Origin of the sequence: Agrococcus baldri (assembly GCA_900114805.1) — a bacterium.
In the GTDB taxonomy this organism is placed as follows: domain Bacteria; phylum Actinomycetota; class Actinomycetes; order Actinomycetales; family Microbacteriaceae; genus Agrococcus; species Agrococcus baldri.
Genome location: FOZN01000002.1, coordinates 475841 through 489360, shown reverse-complemented (window position 1 = coordinate 489360; position 13520 = coordinate 475841). Strand labels below are relative to the sequence as shown.

General features: G+C 72.8%; 12 protein-coding genes. 8 read left to right on the top strand and 4 right to left on the bottom strand.

Annotated features, from left to right (window positions below):
• Positions 1-3 precede the first annotated feature (3 nt).
• From hemB to BM288_RS06535, 3 genes are all read left to right on the top strand, one after another.
• Positions 4-999, top strand: a complete 996-nt coding sequence (gene hemB / locus BM288_RS06545) for a porphobilinogen synthase (RefSeq protein WP_092917090.1) — start codon at positions 4-6, stop codon at positions 997-999.
• Complete coding sequence (gene hemL, locus BM288_RS06540; RefSeq protein WP_092917088.1) at positions 996-2297, top strand: glutamate-1-semialdehyde 2,1-aminomutase; 1302 nt, start codon at positions 996-998, stop codon at positions 2295-2297. Before hemB ends, hemL begins: the two co-directional genes overlap by 4 nt.
• Positions 2298-2371: 74 nt before the next feature.
• Positions 2372-3199, top strand: coding sequence for a hypothetical protein (locus BM288_RS06535; protein WP_092917086.1), 828 nt, complete (start codon positions 2372-2374; stop codon positions 3197-3199).
• Positions 3200-3257: 58 nt separating this feature from the next.
• Here BM288_RS06535 and nucS read toward each other — a convergent pair whose 3' ends face one another.
• A complete protein-coding gene (nucS, locus tag BM288_RS06530) occupies positions 3258-3953 on the bottom strand; it encodes an endonuclease NucS (protein WP_092917084.1) in 696 nt (231 codons plus the stop codon).
• Positions 3950-5137, bottom strand: a complete 1188-nt coding sequence (locus BM288_RS06525; protein WP_177220286.1) for an MFS transporter — start codon at positions 5135-5137, stop codon at positions 3950-3952. Before BM288_RS06525 ends, nucS begins: the two co-directional genes overlap by 4 nt.
• Positions 5138-5204: 67 nt before the next feature.
• Here BM288_RS06525 and BM288_RS06520 point away from each other — a divergent pair, with 67 nt between their 5' ends.
• Both BM288_RS06520 and BM288_RS06515 read left to right on the top strand, forming a co-directional pair.
• Positions 5205-6302, top strand: a complete 1098-nt coding sequence (locus BM288_RS06520; RefSeq protein ID WP_092917080.1) for an ABC transporter ATP-binding protein — start codon at positions 5205-5207, stop codon at positions 6300-6302.
• 7 nt (positions 6303-6309) lie between these two features.
• Complete coding sequence (locus BM288_RS06515) at positions 6310-7947, top strand: hypothetical protein (protein WP_092917078.1); 1638 nt, start codon at positions 6310-6312, stop codon at positions 7945-7947.
• Positions 7948-7965: 18 nt separating this feature from the next.
• Here the strand turns inward: BM288_RS06515 and BM288_RS06510 are convergent, their stop codons facing one another.
• The gene (locus tag BM288_RS06510; protein ID WP_143103050.1) at positions 7966-8607 is read right to left on the bottom strand and encodes a TetR/AcrR family transcriptional regulator; all 642 of its coding nucleotides are present in this window, start codon (positions 8605-8607) and stop codon (positions 7966-7968) included.
• A gap of 71 nt (positions 8608-8678) precedes the next feature.
• On the opposite strand from BM288_RS06510, the gene BM288_RS06505 reads away from it, so the two are divergent.
• Positions 8679-9116, top strand: coding sequence for a nuclear transport factor 2 family protein (locus tag BM288_RS06505; RefSeq protein WP_092917074.1), 438 nt, complete (start codon positions 8679-8681; stop codon positions 9114-9116).
• An 8-nt stretch (positions 9117-9124) separates the two neighbouring features.
• A complete protein-coding gene (locus tag BM288_RS06500; protein WP_177220285.1) occupies positions 9125-10000 on the top strand; it encodes an SDR family oxidoreductase in 876 nt (291 codons plus the stop codon).
• A 53-nt stretch (positions 10001-10053) separates the two neighbouring features.
• Here the strand turns inward: BM288_RS06500 and BM288_RS06495 are convergent, their stop codons facing one another.
• Positions 10054-11370, bottom strand: a complete 1317-nt coding sequence (locus BM288_RS06495; protein ID WP_318255374.1) for an MATE family efflux transporter — start codon at positions 11368-11370, stop codon at positions 10054-10056.
• A gap of 122 nt (positions 11371-11492) precedes the next feature.
• On the opposite strand from BM288_RS06495, the gene BM288_RS06490 reads away from it, so the two are divergent.
• Entirely contained in the window at positions 11493-13433 is a 1941-nt protein-coding gene (locus BM288_RS06490; RefSeq protein WP_092917070.1) for a M13 family metallopeptidase, read from the top strand.
• The last annotated feature ends 87 nt before the right edge of the window (positions 13434-13520 follow it).

Below are 13520 nucleotides of genomic sequence, written 5' to 3'. Positions count from 1 at the left end.
GCGATGCCTCCCACCATTCGCCCCCGCCGCCTGCGGGCCACCGCTCCGATGCGCCGCCTCGTGGCCGAGACCCGCATCCACCCCGCGCAGCTGGTGCTGCCGATGTTCGTCGCCGAGGGCCTGAGCGAGCCTCGCCCGATCTCCTCGATGCCCGGCCAGGTGCAGCACACGCTCGACTCGGCCGCCCGCGAGGTCGAGCGCGCGATCGCGGCAAGCGTCGGCGGCATCATGCTCTTCGGCGTGCCCCAGCAGAAGGATGCGGTGGGTTCCGGCGCGACCGACCCCGACGGCATCCTCAATCGGGCCACCGCCTTCCTGGCCTCACGCTTCGGCGACGCGACCGTGGTGCAGACCGACCTGTGCCTGGACGAGTTCACCGACCACGGCCACTGCGGCGTGCTGCACGGCGACGGCTCGGTCGACAACGACGCCACGCTCGTCCGCTACGCCGACATGGCGATCGCGCAGGCCGAGGCCGGCAGCCAGCTGCTCGGCCTCAGCGGCATGATGGACGGCCAGGTCGACCACGTGCGCGCCGCCCTCGACGCGGCCGGCCACCAGGGCACCGCCATCCTCGGCTACAGCGCCAAGTACGCCTCCGCCCTCTACGGCCCCTTCCGCGAGGCCGTCGATTCGAGCCTGACAGGCGACCGCAAGACCTACCAGCAGGATCCGGCCAACCGTCGCGAGGGGCTGCGCGAGGCGCTGCTCGATCTCGCCGAGGGCGCCGACATCGTGATGGTGAAGCCGGCCAGCCTCTATCTCGACGTGCTCGCCGACGTGGCCGCCGCATCCGACGTGCCTGTGTGGGCCTACCAGGTGAGCGGCGAGTACGCGATGGTCGAGGCAGCCGCCGAGCGCGGCTGGATCGACCGCGACCGGCTCGTCACCGAGAGCATCACGAGCATCATCCGGGCCGGCGCCGACACGGTGCTGACGTACTGGGCGGTCGAGCAGGCCGAGTGGTTGCAGACACGGGGGATCGGAGCACGTTCATGAGCACCAACGCCGAGCTCTTCGAGCGCGCCAAGCTGGCCATCCCCGGTGGCGTCTCGAGCCCCGTGCGCGCCTTCGGCTCGGTCGGCGGCACGCCCTCGTTCCTGATCCGCGCCAAGGGCGCCTACGTGACGGATGCCGAAGGCCGCGAGCTCGTCGACCTGGTCGCCAGCTGGGGCCCCGCCATCCTCGGCCACGCGCACCCGGAGGTAGTGGAGGCGGTGCAGGATGCCGCCGGCCGCGGCCTCTCGTTCGGCGCCTCCACGCCCGGCGAGGCGCTGCTGGCCGAGGAGGTCGAGCGCCGCGTGGGCCCGGTAGAGCAGCTGCGGCTGGTCTCCACCGGCACCGAGGCGACCATGACGGCCATCCGCCTCGCCCGCGGCGCCACCGGCCGCGACCTGCTGGTCAAGTTCGACGGCCACTACCACGGCCACTCCGACGGGCTGCTGGCCGCGGCGGGCTCGGGGCTGGCGACGCTCGCCCTGCCCGGCTCCGCCGGCGTGCCGGCTGCGGTCGCGGCGACGACGCTCGTCATCCCCTACAACGACCGCGACGCCGTCGAGGCGGTCTTCGCCGAGCGCGGCGCCGAGATCGCGGCGGTGATCGTCGAGGCGGCACCGGCCAACATGGGCGTCGTCGAGCCCGACGGCGACTTCAACGGCTTCCTCGCCCGCACCGCGCACGCGCACGGCGCCCTGCTGATCAGCGACGAGGTGCTCACCGGCTTCCGCGTGCACCGCGCCGGCATGTGGGGGCTCGAGGAGTGGACGGGTGACGAGGCACCCGACCTCGTCACCTTCGGCAAGGTCATCGGCGGCGGCATGCCGCTCGCGGCGCTCGGCGGGCGCGCCGAGCTCATGCAGCAGCTCGCCCCGACCGGCCCGGTCTACCAGGCGGGCACGCTCTCGGGAAATCCGCTCGCCGTTGCGGCCGGCCTCGCCACCCTGCGCCTGACCACCGACCGCGTCTACGAGCGGCTCGACACGGCCGCCGACGTCATCACGGCGGCACTGACGGATGCGCTCCGCACCGAAGGCGTGCCGCACGCGATCACCCGGGTCGGCAGCCTCTTCTCGGTGGCCTTCCGCGAGGGTGCGCCGACGAGCTTCGACGAGGTGCGGGCGCAGGACGCCTTCCGCTACCCGCCGTTCTTCCACGCCATGCTCGACGCGGGCGTGAGCCTGCCGCCGAGCGTGTTCGAGGCCTGGTTCGTGACCGCCGCGCACGGCGACGAGCCGCTCGCGCGCATCGTCGACGCGCTGCCGGCAGCGGCTCGCGCGGCCGCGGCGGCGACCGCATAGCCAGCGCGAACCCCGGCTGAGACGGCCACATTCGACCCCTGGCCGCGACGCCGCATGCGGTTTACCGTGGCCGTATGGCGAAGCAGCTGGCATGCCCGACGTGCGGCACAGCCCTGCGCGAGATCGTGTGGGGCTACGGCACCCTGGCCGACGTCACCGAGGCGGGAGACGTCGTGATCGGCGGCTGCGTCGTCGATGTCGACCCCGACGGCCGCGTCGCAGCGCTGCAGTGCCCCGCCTGCGGCACGCGCACCGATGCGACCGGGGTCGCGCTCGAGCGGCCGGACCCGCCTGCGACCACCGAGCATCCGTTCGCGGTCGCCTTCAGCAACCCGCAGCCTTCGAGAGGGGTGGTCACGATGACCGATGAGGCACAGCCCGGCGGTCGCCGGAGCGACGAGGGGGCGGATGCGTCGCCGTTCGTCGACGAGGATTTCGGCGGCATCGCCTCTGGTGGCGACTGGCGCGATCATGTGGAGCCCTACGCCTCGCGCGAGGACGCGCTGCCGCAGGGTGGGGCGCAGGCCGCCGACCGGGTGGAGCCCTACGCGTCGCGCGAGGATCAGCTGCCCCAGCGCTCGACGTCTTCGCCCGAGCAGGTGGAGCCCTACGCATCGCGCGAGGACGAGCTGCCGGCCGCGTCATCCTCCGCCCCCGAGCGCGTCGAGCCGTACGCCTCGCGGGAGGATCAGCTGCCCGAGCGCGGCAACGCCTGGCGCGACAGCATCGACCCCTTCGCGACGGCCGCGGGCGTCAGGGCGGATGCCGAAGCCGCTCCCGGCGTCGACGAGCCGGTCGAGGAGGCGGCCCCGCCTGGCATGGCCGTGGACGACCGCTCGGGCGACACGAGCGACTTCACCGACGCGGAGGAGGAGGGCTGGCCCTCCCGCGACGACGACTGATCCCGCCGGTCGACCGGCACGACGCAGTGGGCCGCACGGAGGCAGCTGCGCCGCAGGCTCAGAACAGCCGCGCGTGCCCCGAGTCGATGCCGCGCATGTCGTCGTAGTCGAGCACCACGCAGCGGATGCCGCGATCTTCGGCGAGCGTGCGCGCCTGCGGCTTGATCTCCTGCGCCGCGAACACGCCCGTCACCGGCGCGATGCGCGGGTCGCGGTTGAGCAGCTCGAGGTAGCGGGTGAGCTGCTCGACGCCGTCGATCTCGCCGCGCCGCTTGATCTCCACGGCGACGGTCGCCCCCGCCTCGTCGCGCGCGAGGATGTCGACCGGCCCGATCGGGGTCATGTACTCCCGCCGCCACAGCTCGTAGCCGTCGCCGAGCCGGTCGATCTGCTCGGCGAGCAGCACCTGCAGGTGCGCCTCGACGCCGTCCTTCACGAGCCCCGGGTCGACGCCGAGCTCGTGCGAGGTGTCCGAGAGGATCTCGTGCACCGAGACGATGAGCGAGTCACCCGTCTTCCGGTGGGTGACCGTCCAGATCTCGGTGACCCCCGCATCCGCCTGGTCCTGATCGGGTGCGGATGCGGCGAGCACCGCGGGCGGGCTCATCCAGTTGAGCGGCTTGTACGAGCCGCCGTCGCTGTGCACCAGGATCGACCCGTCGGCCTTCAGCATCAGCACGCGCGGCGCGAGCGGCAGGTGCGCCGAGAGGCGCCCCGCGTAGTCGACGGAGCAGCGGGCGACGACGATCCTCATGCGACCTTCCTGATGGGGGATGTGGCGGTGCCGCGCTCGCGCGCGACGTGGCTGGTGAGCAGTGAGAGCAGCACGAACACGAGCACCACCAGCAGCGCCATGCGCATGCCGACCAGGTCGCCGAGCAGGCCCAGCAGCGGCGGCCCGGCGAGGAAGGCGATGTAGCCGATCGCTGAGACAGTGCCGACGCGCGCGGCTGCCAGGCGCGGCTCGTCGGATGCGGCGCTCATGCCGACGGGGAAGCCGAGGCTCGCGCCGACGCCCCAGAGCACGACGCCGGCGATCACGAGCGGCGTGGGTTCGGCGAAGATCACCAGCAGCAGGCCGATCGCGGCGGTGGCGGCGGTGACGCGCAGCACCGGCACGCGGCCGAAGCGCTCCAGCAGCTTCACGCCCAGCAACCGGCCGCCCGTCATGGCGGTGAGGAACAGGGCGAGCATGAACGCGCCGCCCTCGTTCGAGAAGCCGTGGCCGTCGACCATGGTGAGCGCCAGCCAGTCGTTCGCGCTGCCTTCGGTGAGCGACATGCCCAGCACCAGCAGGCCCAGCATGATCGTGCGCGGGTCCTTCCAGACGGCTAGGCGCTCCCGGAGCGTCACCGGCTCGTGGTCCTCCTCCTGCACGTCCTCCGGCAGGCGGCGGTAGACCACTAGGCCGAGGCCGGTCGTGGCGACCGCGATGCCGGTGGCCTGCCAGCCCAGCCCGATGCCGAGCAGCTCGCACAGGCCGCCGATGCCGGCGCCGGCGACGGTGCCGAGCGAGAAGAAGGCGTGGAAGATCGGCATGATCGGCTTGCCCATCGCGCGCTCGTTGGCGGCGCCCGAGATGTTCATGGCGACGTCGGTCATGCCGGTGACGCTGCCGCCCAGGATGAAGCCGCCGATCACCAGCCAGATGACGCCGGCGTCGACAGCCCAGCCGGCGATCGCCAGGCCGAGCGAGACGACCACCATGCCGCAGGAGGCCACCAGCCGGGTGCCGAGCGCATGGATGATGTGGCTCGCCAGCAGCAGGCCCGTCACCGAGCCGAGCGAGATGCCCAGCAGGATCAGCCCCATCTCGCCCGTCGAGACGTCGAGCCGATCGCGCACGTGGGGCACACGGGCCATCCAGCTGGCGAAGCCGAAGCCCATCGCGAAGAAGGTCGCGAAGACGGCGTTCCGCCAGGCGGTGGGTGAGGGCACCGGTCCATTCTGCCGTGCCGCAGACGACTCGCCCACTCGCGAGCACGCGAGGAGTAGCGTCGGCGCCATGGCGGAGACGGTCATCGAGGCCCGCGGCCTCGAGAAGCGATTCGGCAGGGTGCGCGCGCTCGACGGTGTCGATCTCGTGGTGCAGGCGGGCGAGGTGCACGGCTTCCTGGGGCCGAACGGCGCCGGCAAGTCGACCACCATCCGCGTGCTGCTGGGCATGCTGCGCGCGAACGGCGGCGAGGCGGGCGTGCTGGGTATGGATCCCTGGCGCGACGCGGTCGCCATCCACCGCCGCATCGCCTACGTGCCCGGTGACGTGACCCTCTGGCCCGGGCTCACCGGCGGCGAGGCGATCGACACGATCACGCGGCTGCGCGGGCATGGGGCACCCGCATCCGATCGTGCACGCCTCATCGACGCGTTCGACCTCGACCCGCGCCGCAAGGCGAAGGCCTACTCGAAGGGCAACCGGCAGAAGGTGGCGCTCATCGCCGCGTTCGCGAGCGAGGCCGACCTGTACATCCTCGACGAGCCAACCAGCGGCCTCGACCCGCTGATGGAGAGCGTCTTCCAGGCCGAAATCCGCCGCATCGCCGAGCGCGGCGCGACGGTGCTGCTCTCGAGCCACATCCTGAGCGAGGTCGAGCGGCTCTGCTCGACGGTCTCGATCATCCGCGACGGCCGCATCGTCGAGACGGGCACGCTCGACGAGCTGCGGCACCTGCAGCACACCGTCGTCGCCTATCGCGGGCCGGAGCCCGAGGGGCTGCCGCTGACCGACGTGCAGGTGGTCGGCGAGCACGTGCGCGGCTCGGTCGCGGGCGAGCATGTGCCCGCCGTGCTGCGCTGGCTCGGCGAGCGCGAGGCGCAGGCGGTCACGCTCTCGCCGCCCAGCCTCGAGGAGCTCTTCCTGCGCCACTACGGCGACGAGCGGCGGGTCGAGACCGCGCGGGGCGAGCGTGCGAAGGGCGAGCAGCATGCCGAGGCCGTGGGGGCGGATGCGTCGGGTCGCGCGGGTGCGCAGCCCGAGCCGGAGGAGATGACCGGCACGATCGGCTCGGATGGGCGGTTGCTGCCCGAGCCGCCCGAGCTGCCCCCGTGGCCGGCGTCGCCGGACCCGTCCTCGCCGCCGCACCGCGGTCGCCACGAGCGGTGAGCGGGCGATGACCGGCACCGGGCTGCTGCTGCTCGCGGCGCTGCGCCGCGACCGTCTCGTGCTGCTGCTGTGGGTGGTGGCGATCGCGGGGCTGTGGGCGGCGGTGCTGGGCGGGCTCGGCGCGGCCTTCGACGAGGAGGCCCGCCGCGCGCTGGTGGCCTTGTTGTCGGCGCAGCCGGCCCTGCTGCTGCTGCGCGGCGCGCCCGCCGGCATCGGCCTCGGCGCCGTGATGTTCGTCTCCACCTATGCCTTCCTGGCCGTGATGGCCGGCTTCATGATGACGTTCTTCGCCGTGCGGCACTCCCGCGGCGACGAGGACGCCGGCCGCGCCGAGCTGGTGCGCGGCACCGCCGTCGGCCGCTGGGCGCCGCTGGTCTCCACGCTGCTCGCGGGCGCCGTGCAGCTCGCGGTCCTGTGCGCGGCGATCCTCGCCGTCTCGCTGCCGCTCGGGCTCGAGCCGGTCGGCTCGCTGCTGCTGGCCGCTTCGCTCGCGGGTGTCGGCACGGTCGCCATGCTGGTCGGGCTGCTGGCCGGCCGCATTTTCCCGACCTCGCGTGCGGCCAACGGCGCCGCCGCGATCGTGGTGGGGCTGTGGTTCTTCGTGCGCGGGATCGGGGATGCGCTGGGCGAGCCGAGCGCGGATCTCACGCGGGTCGAGGCGGCCTGGCCCGTCTGGCTCTCGCCGATCGGCTGGGGCGCCCAGACGCACCCCTACGCCGACGCGCCCTGGGAGCCGGACGCCACCCCGTTGCTGCTGTTCGTCGCCGCGGTGCTCGTGCTGCTCGCGCTCGTCGTCGCGCTCGAGTCGCGGCACGAGCTGGGCGGATCACTGCTGCCGGAGCGCTTCGGCCGCGGCACCGGCAGCGTCCTGCTCGGCTGGAGCCCCGCGGGCGCGCCCCTCGGGCTGACCGCTCGTCTGCTGCGCGGCTCGGTGCTCGCCTGGGGGCTCGTCGCGGTGGTGCTGGGGGTGCTCGTCGGCAGGCTCGCGCCGGTCGTGGCGTCGGCGCTCGAGGACGTCGAGCAGCTGCGCGCGATCGTCGGGCGGCTCGGTGCCGAGAGCGGCGGCGACGCCGAGGCGATGTTCCTGACGGCGCTCGCGGGCATCGTGGGAGTCATCGCCTGCGCGGCTGCGATGCAGAGCGTGCTGCGACTGCGTCACGAGGAGGTCGCGCACGGCGAGATCGTGCTCGCCACCGCCGCCAGCCGTCTCGGCTGGCTCGGCAGCCACCTGCTGGTCGGCGCGCTCACCGCGCTCGCGGTGCTGGCGGCGTTCACGCTGGTCGCCGCCGGCTCGCTCGCCGCGGATGGGGACGACCGCTGGGGTCAGCTCGCCGCGATCGCTGCGACGCACCTGCCGCTGGTGGCGATCTACCTCGCCGCCGCGGCGGCGATCGTCGCCTTCCTGCCGTCGACGGTGGCCTGGCTCGGCTGGGTGCTGCTCGTCGGCCTCCTGCTGGTCGGCGACTTCGCGCCGCTGCTGGGGGAGTCGTGGGAGTGGCTCCAGAACCTCAGCCCCTTCCACTGGGTCGCCAACCCGCTCGCCGACGACCCCGACTGGACGGGCTCCTGGTGGCTGCTCGCGATCGCGGTCGTGCTGCTGGCCGCCGCCGCATGGCGCTTCCGCCGCCGCGACGCCCTCGTCTGAGCCGGCGCCGGTTCGCCACTACCCCGGCTGGATGAGCGCGGCTGCCATCACGCGCGTCATGGTCGCGACGTAGTCCTCCGCATCCCATCCAGCGCGCAGCACCAGCCGGTCGTAGATGTCGCCGGAGAAGACGAGCAGCAGATCCCGCGCCGCCTCGACGCTCAGATCGGCCCGCAGGTGCCCGGTGTCGGCGAGCGCCCGAGCGTTGTGCAGCATGCGCGCAGAGCGCCCGCGTTCGATCTCGTCCAGGAGTGCCGCGGCTTCCGGGTCGACCTCGGCCGCGGATCGCACGAGCGCGAGCACTGCGCTCGCCCGGGGCGCGACTTCGAGTGCCAGGCGCAACCATGCCTGGATGATCTCCGTCCCGCTCGCGGCAGCCGCAGCCGCAGCATCGGCGCGTCGCTCGGCGTGCTCGGAGCCGGCGCCCGCGAGTGCGCTCGCCCAGATGTGGCGGACCAGGCCGGCTTTGCCTCCGAATGCCTTGTAGATCGTCTCGGGGGACACCTCGGCCGACGCCGCGACCTCGGCGACGGTGGTGCGCGAGAAGCCCTGGGAGGTGAAGAGCGTGCGCGCGACCTCCACGACTCTGCCCCGCCGTGCGGCGGCGTCGCGACGGCGACGCGCCGCGTCATAGCGCCTCTTGACAGGCTGCTCAGGCACGAGGATCCTCCAGATTAGATACACCACACTGTACCGAAAAATTTCGAGCCGGCACGAGGAGAGGCAGAGCGATGGACGAGCGAGGAGAGGGCCGGATGCATCCCGGTGAGGTCGTGCGGAGCCTCCACCGGGCCGTCTCCGCGCATGACCTGGAGGGGATCGTCGCGCACTTCGCGGAGGACTACGTGCTCGAGAACCCGGTCCACCCCGAGCGGAGCTTCCGAGGAGCCGAGCAGGTGCGGCGCAACTGGTCGCACCTGCTCGCCTTCATCGCCGGGCTCGAGCTCGAGGAGCGGCGTTCGATGGCCGACGGCTCCACGGTCTGGACCGAGATCGTCATCCGGGGCCGACTGGCCGACGGCACAGAGCAGGTCCTGCGCGGGGTGATGATCTTCCGCGTCGATGGCGGCCTCATCGCCGCGGGCACCTTCTACCTCGAGCCCGTCGTCCGCGACGGGCTCGATGCGAACGCCGCGCTGCATGCGCTCACGGCGGAGCCGGGACGATGATCCTCGTCGTGGGCGGGACCGGGCGCCTCGGCCGCCTCGTCGTCGACGCGCTCGCAGACGGGCATGCGCTGCGGGTCTTCGCGCGGCACGCGACGGCGGCAGAACCCGCGCTCGCGCCGGTGGAACGCATCGACGGCGACGTCAGGGACTCCGACGCCGTGGTGGCTGCCGCCGCCGGCGCCTCGTGCATCGTGCTCGCCTCGCACGGGGTGGAGAGCAGGGAGCGCGACGGGCTCGAAACCGTCGACGTGCTGGGCGCGCGGGCGGTGGTCGCCGCGGCGACGCGCCATGCGTGCAGCATCGTGCTCGTGTCCGCCGTCGGCGCCGCCCCCGATGCACGGCAGCCGCTCGCGCGCACGAAGTGGGCCGCCGAGCAGATCGTCACAGCGAGCGGCGTGCCGTGGACGATCGTGCGGTCTGCGTCGTTCGCGCAGACCTGGGCCATGATCCTCACCCTCTCCGCCGGCGGCTCCGGCCGCCCGAGCCTGATCGGGCGGGGGGAGGCGATCCACCGCTTCGTCGACGTGCGGGACGTCGCCGGCGTCGTCGCCCGGGCCGCGACGGATGATGCGCTGCGCGGGCGCATCCTGGAGGTGTGCGGCCCCGCCGGGCTCAGTGCCTCGCAGCTCGCCGAGATGGTGCAGGTCGCGAACTCGTGGCACGGCTCCCCGCGCCACTTGCCCGTGGCCGCCGCCCGGATCATCGCGTCGTGCTTGACCCCGTTCCGGCCGGACCTTGCGCGACGGCTGACGCTCGGGATCGCCATGAACGTCTCCCAGCCAGCCGATGGCGCCGACGCGGAGGCCCCGTCGTGGCTGGTGACGCGCCCGATCACCCCGGAGACGATGCGTTGGTCCCCACCATCGACGGTGCCCACCGCCTGAGGCGGCCACGCCGCGGTGGCCGGCCCAGGGGTGCGACTGGCTCGGAGCGCCGCTCAGTGCCGCCCGATGCGCATCCACGCGTCGCTGCGGGCGCGCAGCCCGAGGGTGATCGCCCGGGCGCCCAGGTAGCCGAAGGAGAAGGCGCCCCAGATGACCGCGAGCGCGTCCCAGCCAGGCAGCAGCGCGAGCAGCAGCAGCGGCAGGTAGACGGCGAGGTTCACGACGCCCGTCCACGCGAGGTAGCGCACGTCGCCGGCGCCGATCAGCACGCCGTCGAGCACGAACACGTAGCCGGCGATCGGCTGCGCCAGCGCGAGCAGCACGAGCGCGATCGGCAGCGCCTCGAGCACGCTCGCGTCAGCGGTGAAGACCCCGCCGAGCACCCACGCGACCGACAGCAGCAGGGCACCGACGACGCATCCGAACCCCACGCCCCACAGCTGCAGCCGCCGAGTCACGGCGCGCGCCTCGGCGACGTCGCCCGATCCGAGCGACTTGCCGAGCATCGCCTGCCCGGCGATCGCGAGCGCGTCGAGCGCGAAGGCGAGGGTGGAGAAGAGCGTGAAGGCGATCTGCGTCGAGGCGAGCGTCGTGGTGCCTGCCTGGGTCGCGACCGCGGTGGTCGCCAGCAGGGCGATGCGCAGCGAGAGCGTGCGCACGAACAGCCAGCCGCCGGTCGATGCGGTGCGGCCGAGGTCGCCCCAGTGGATCGCCAGCGGCACGCCCGCGCGCCGCGCCTCGCGCACCGCGAACCACAGGAAGAACGCCGCCATCCCCCATTGCGCGATCACGGTGCCGAGGGCCGAGCCCGCGACGCCGAGGCCGAGGCCGTAGATGAGCACCGCGTTGAGCGCCGCGTTGGCCGCGAAGCCGACGGTGGCGACCACCAGCGGCGTCCTGGTGTCCTGCAGCCCGCGCATCAGCCCGGTGGCGGCGAGCACGACGAGCATCGCCGGCAGCCCCAGGATCGAGATGCCCAGGTAGACCGCCGCGTGCTCGGTGACGGCGGATGCGGCGCCGAAGACCGCGACGATCGGGTGCGCGAGCGGGGTGGCCAGCACGAGCACCGCCCCGGCGACGATCGCCAGCCAGATGCCGTCGATGCCCGCCCGGATGGCGGCGGGCCGGTCTCCGGCGCCGAGCAGCCGGGCGACCGCCGGGGTGGTGCCGTAGGCGAGGAAGATCAGCAGCCCGACGGCGGTCGAGAGCACGGCGACGCCGATGCCGACGCCGGCGAGCTGCTCGGCGCCCAGGTGCCCGACCATGGCGGTGTCGACGAGCAGGAAGGCGGGCTCGGCGATCAGCGCGCCGAGCGCGGGGACCGCGAGCCGCAGGATCTCCCGATCCCGCGCATCCGGTCGCACTCGCACCGCCCCACGCTACCGACGCATCGTGCTCAACGTGCGAGGTGGTGCTTCGCCGCACCCCCTGCGCCGAGCGGCCACCTCGCACGTTGAGATCGGCTGCGTCCAGCGCCCGTAGGCTGGGAGGCATGACGACGCTGCCCTCCGGCCTGCCCGTGGACGACTTCAACGCCGAGATCCGCCCGCAGGACGACCTCTTCCAGCACGTGCACTCGAACTGGCTCGCGCGCACCGAGATCCCCGCGGACAAGGCGCGCTGGGGATCGTTCGCGGTGCTCGCCGAGGCGGCAGAGGAGGCCGTGCGCGAGATCATCATCGAGATGCAGGATGCCGAGCCGGGCACCGACGCCCGCAAGGTCGGCGACCTCTACGCATCCTTCGTCGACGAGGAGGCGGCCGACGCCAAGGGCATCGAGCCGATCCGCGAGCTGCTCGGCCGCGTCGACGAGGTCACCGACATCGACGGGCTGCTGGCGCTCATGGGCGAGCTCGAGTCGATCGGCGGCCCCTCGTTCGCCGGCCAGTGGGTCGACACCGACCCGGGCGACCCGAGCCGCTACCTGCTGCACCTCAACCAGGGCGGGCTCGGCCTGCCCGACGAGTCGTACTACCGCGAGGACGCCTTCGCCGAGGTGCGCACCGCCTACCTGGCGCACCTGCAGACGATGTTCGACCACCTGGGTGCCGAGCACGCCGAATCGGAGGCGGCGGTCGTCTTCGCGCTCGAGACCGAGCTCGCCGGCCACCACTGGGACAACGTCGCCACCCGCGACGACGAGAAGACCTACAACCTGCAGCGCCCCGCCGACGAGCACCCGCGCCTGCAGCCGTGGCTGCGCGCGATCCACGCGCCCGAGGGCACCTACGACGAGGCCGTCGTGCGGCAGCCCAGCTTCTTCACCGACCTCGCCGGGCTGCTCGTCGAGGAGCGCCTCGACGAATGGAAGTCGTGGCTGCGCATGGGCATCCTGCGCACCCACGCCAGCTACCTGACCACCGAGATCTCCCGCGAGCAGTTCGCCTTCTACGGCACGGTGCTCACCGGCGCCCCCGAGCAGCGCGAGCGCTGGAAGCGGGGCGTGTCACTGGTCGAGGGCATGCTGGGTGACGCGGTCGGCAAGATCTACGTCGAGCGGCACTTCCCGCCGGAGGCCAAGGCGGCCATGGACGACCTCATCGAGCACCTCGTCGAGGCCTACCGGGCCTCGATCGAGCAGCTCGACTGGATGGGCGACGAGACCAAGGCGCGCGCGCACGACAAGCTCGGCAAGTTCACGCCCAAGATCGGCTTCCCGGTCAAGTGGAAGGACTACGCCTCGCTCGAGATCGGCGACGACCTGGTCACCAACGTGCAGGCCGCGACCCGCTTCGAGCACGACCGCGAGCTGGCGAAGATCGGCAAGCCGATCGACCGCGACGAGTGGTTCATGAACCCGCAGACGGTCAACGCCTACTACAACCCCGGCTTCAACGAGATCGTCTTCCCCGCCGCCATCCTGCAGCCGCCGTTCTTCGACGCCGGGCGAGATGCGGCGTCGAACTTCGGCGCGATCGGTGCCGTCATCGGGCACGAGATCGGGCACGGCTTCGACGACCAGGGCTCCAAGTTCGACGGCGACGGCCGGCTGCTCGACTGGTGGACGGATGCGGACCGCAAGGCCTTCGAGGAGCGCACGAGCTCGCTCATCGCGCAGTACGACGCGCTCGAGCCCGTCGCCGCGCCCGGCCACAAGGTCAACGGCGCGCTCACGATCGGCGAGAACATCGGCGACCTGGGCGGCCTCGGCATCGCCTGGCGTGCCTACCTGCACTCCCTCGGCGGCGAGGAGCCGCCCGTCATCGACGGCTACACGGGCGCGCAGCGCTTCTTCCTGTCGTGGGCGTATGCCTGGCAGCTGGCGATCCGCCCCGAGGAGGCCGTGCGGCTGGTCTCGATCGACCCGCACTCGCCGAACGAGCACCGCACCAATCAGGTGGTGAAGAACCTCGGCGCGTTCGTGGCGGCGTTCGACGTGCAGCCGGGCGACCAGCTCTGGCTCGACCCTCAGGCGCGCGTCACGATCTGGTGACCCGGCGCTGTCTGGTGACCAGACACTGATCGAGCGGCGGGCGATCGCGCTCCTCGGCTGTGGGAGCCCCACAACCTGAGAGTGCAT

Excerpts from the sequence above, each read along its gene's own strand:
- hemB (WP_092917090.1), top strand. The coding sequence starts at position 4 with ATGCCTCCCACCATTCGCCCCCGCCGCCTGCGGGCCACCGCTCCGATG.
- hemL (WP_092917088.1), top strand. The coding sequence starts at position 996 with ATGAGCACCAACGCCGAGCTCTTCGAGCGCGCCAAGCTGGCCATCCCC.
- BM288_RS06535 (WP_092917086.1), top strand. The coding sequence starts at position 2,372 with ATGGCGAAGCAGCTGGCATGCCCGACGTGCGGCACAGCCCTGCGCGAG.
- nucS (WP_092917084.1), bottom strand. The coding sequence starts at position 3,953 with ATGAGGATCGTCGTCGCCCGCTGCTCCGTCGACTACGCGGGGCGCCTC.
- BM288_RS06520 (WP_092917080.1), top strand. The coding sequence starts at position 5,205 with ATGGCGGAGACGGTCATCGAGGCCCGCGGCCTCGAGAAGCGATTCGGC.
- BM288_RS06515 (WP_092917078.1), top strand. The coding sequence starts at position 6,310 with ATGACCGGCACCGGGCTGCTGCTGCTCGCGGCGCTGCGCCGCGACCGT.
- BM288_RS06505 (WP_092917074.1), top strand. The coding sequence starts at position 8,679 with ATGGACGAGCGAGGAGAGGGCCGGATGCATCCCGGTGAGGTCGTGCGG.
- BM288_RS06490 (WP_092917070.1), top strand. The coding sequence starts at position 11,493 with ATGACGACGCTGCCCTCCGGCCTGCCCGTGGACGACTTCAACGCCGAG.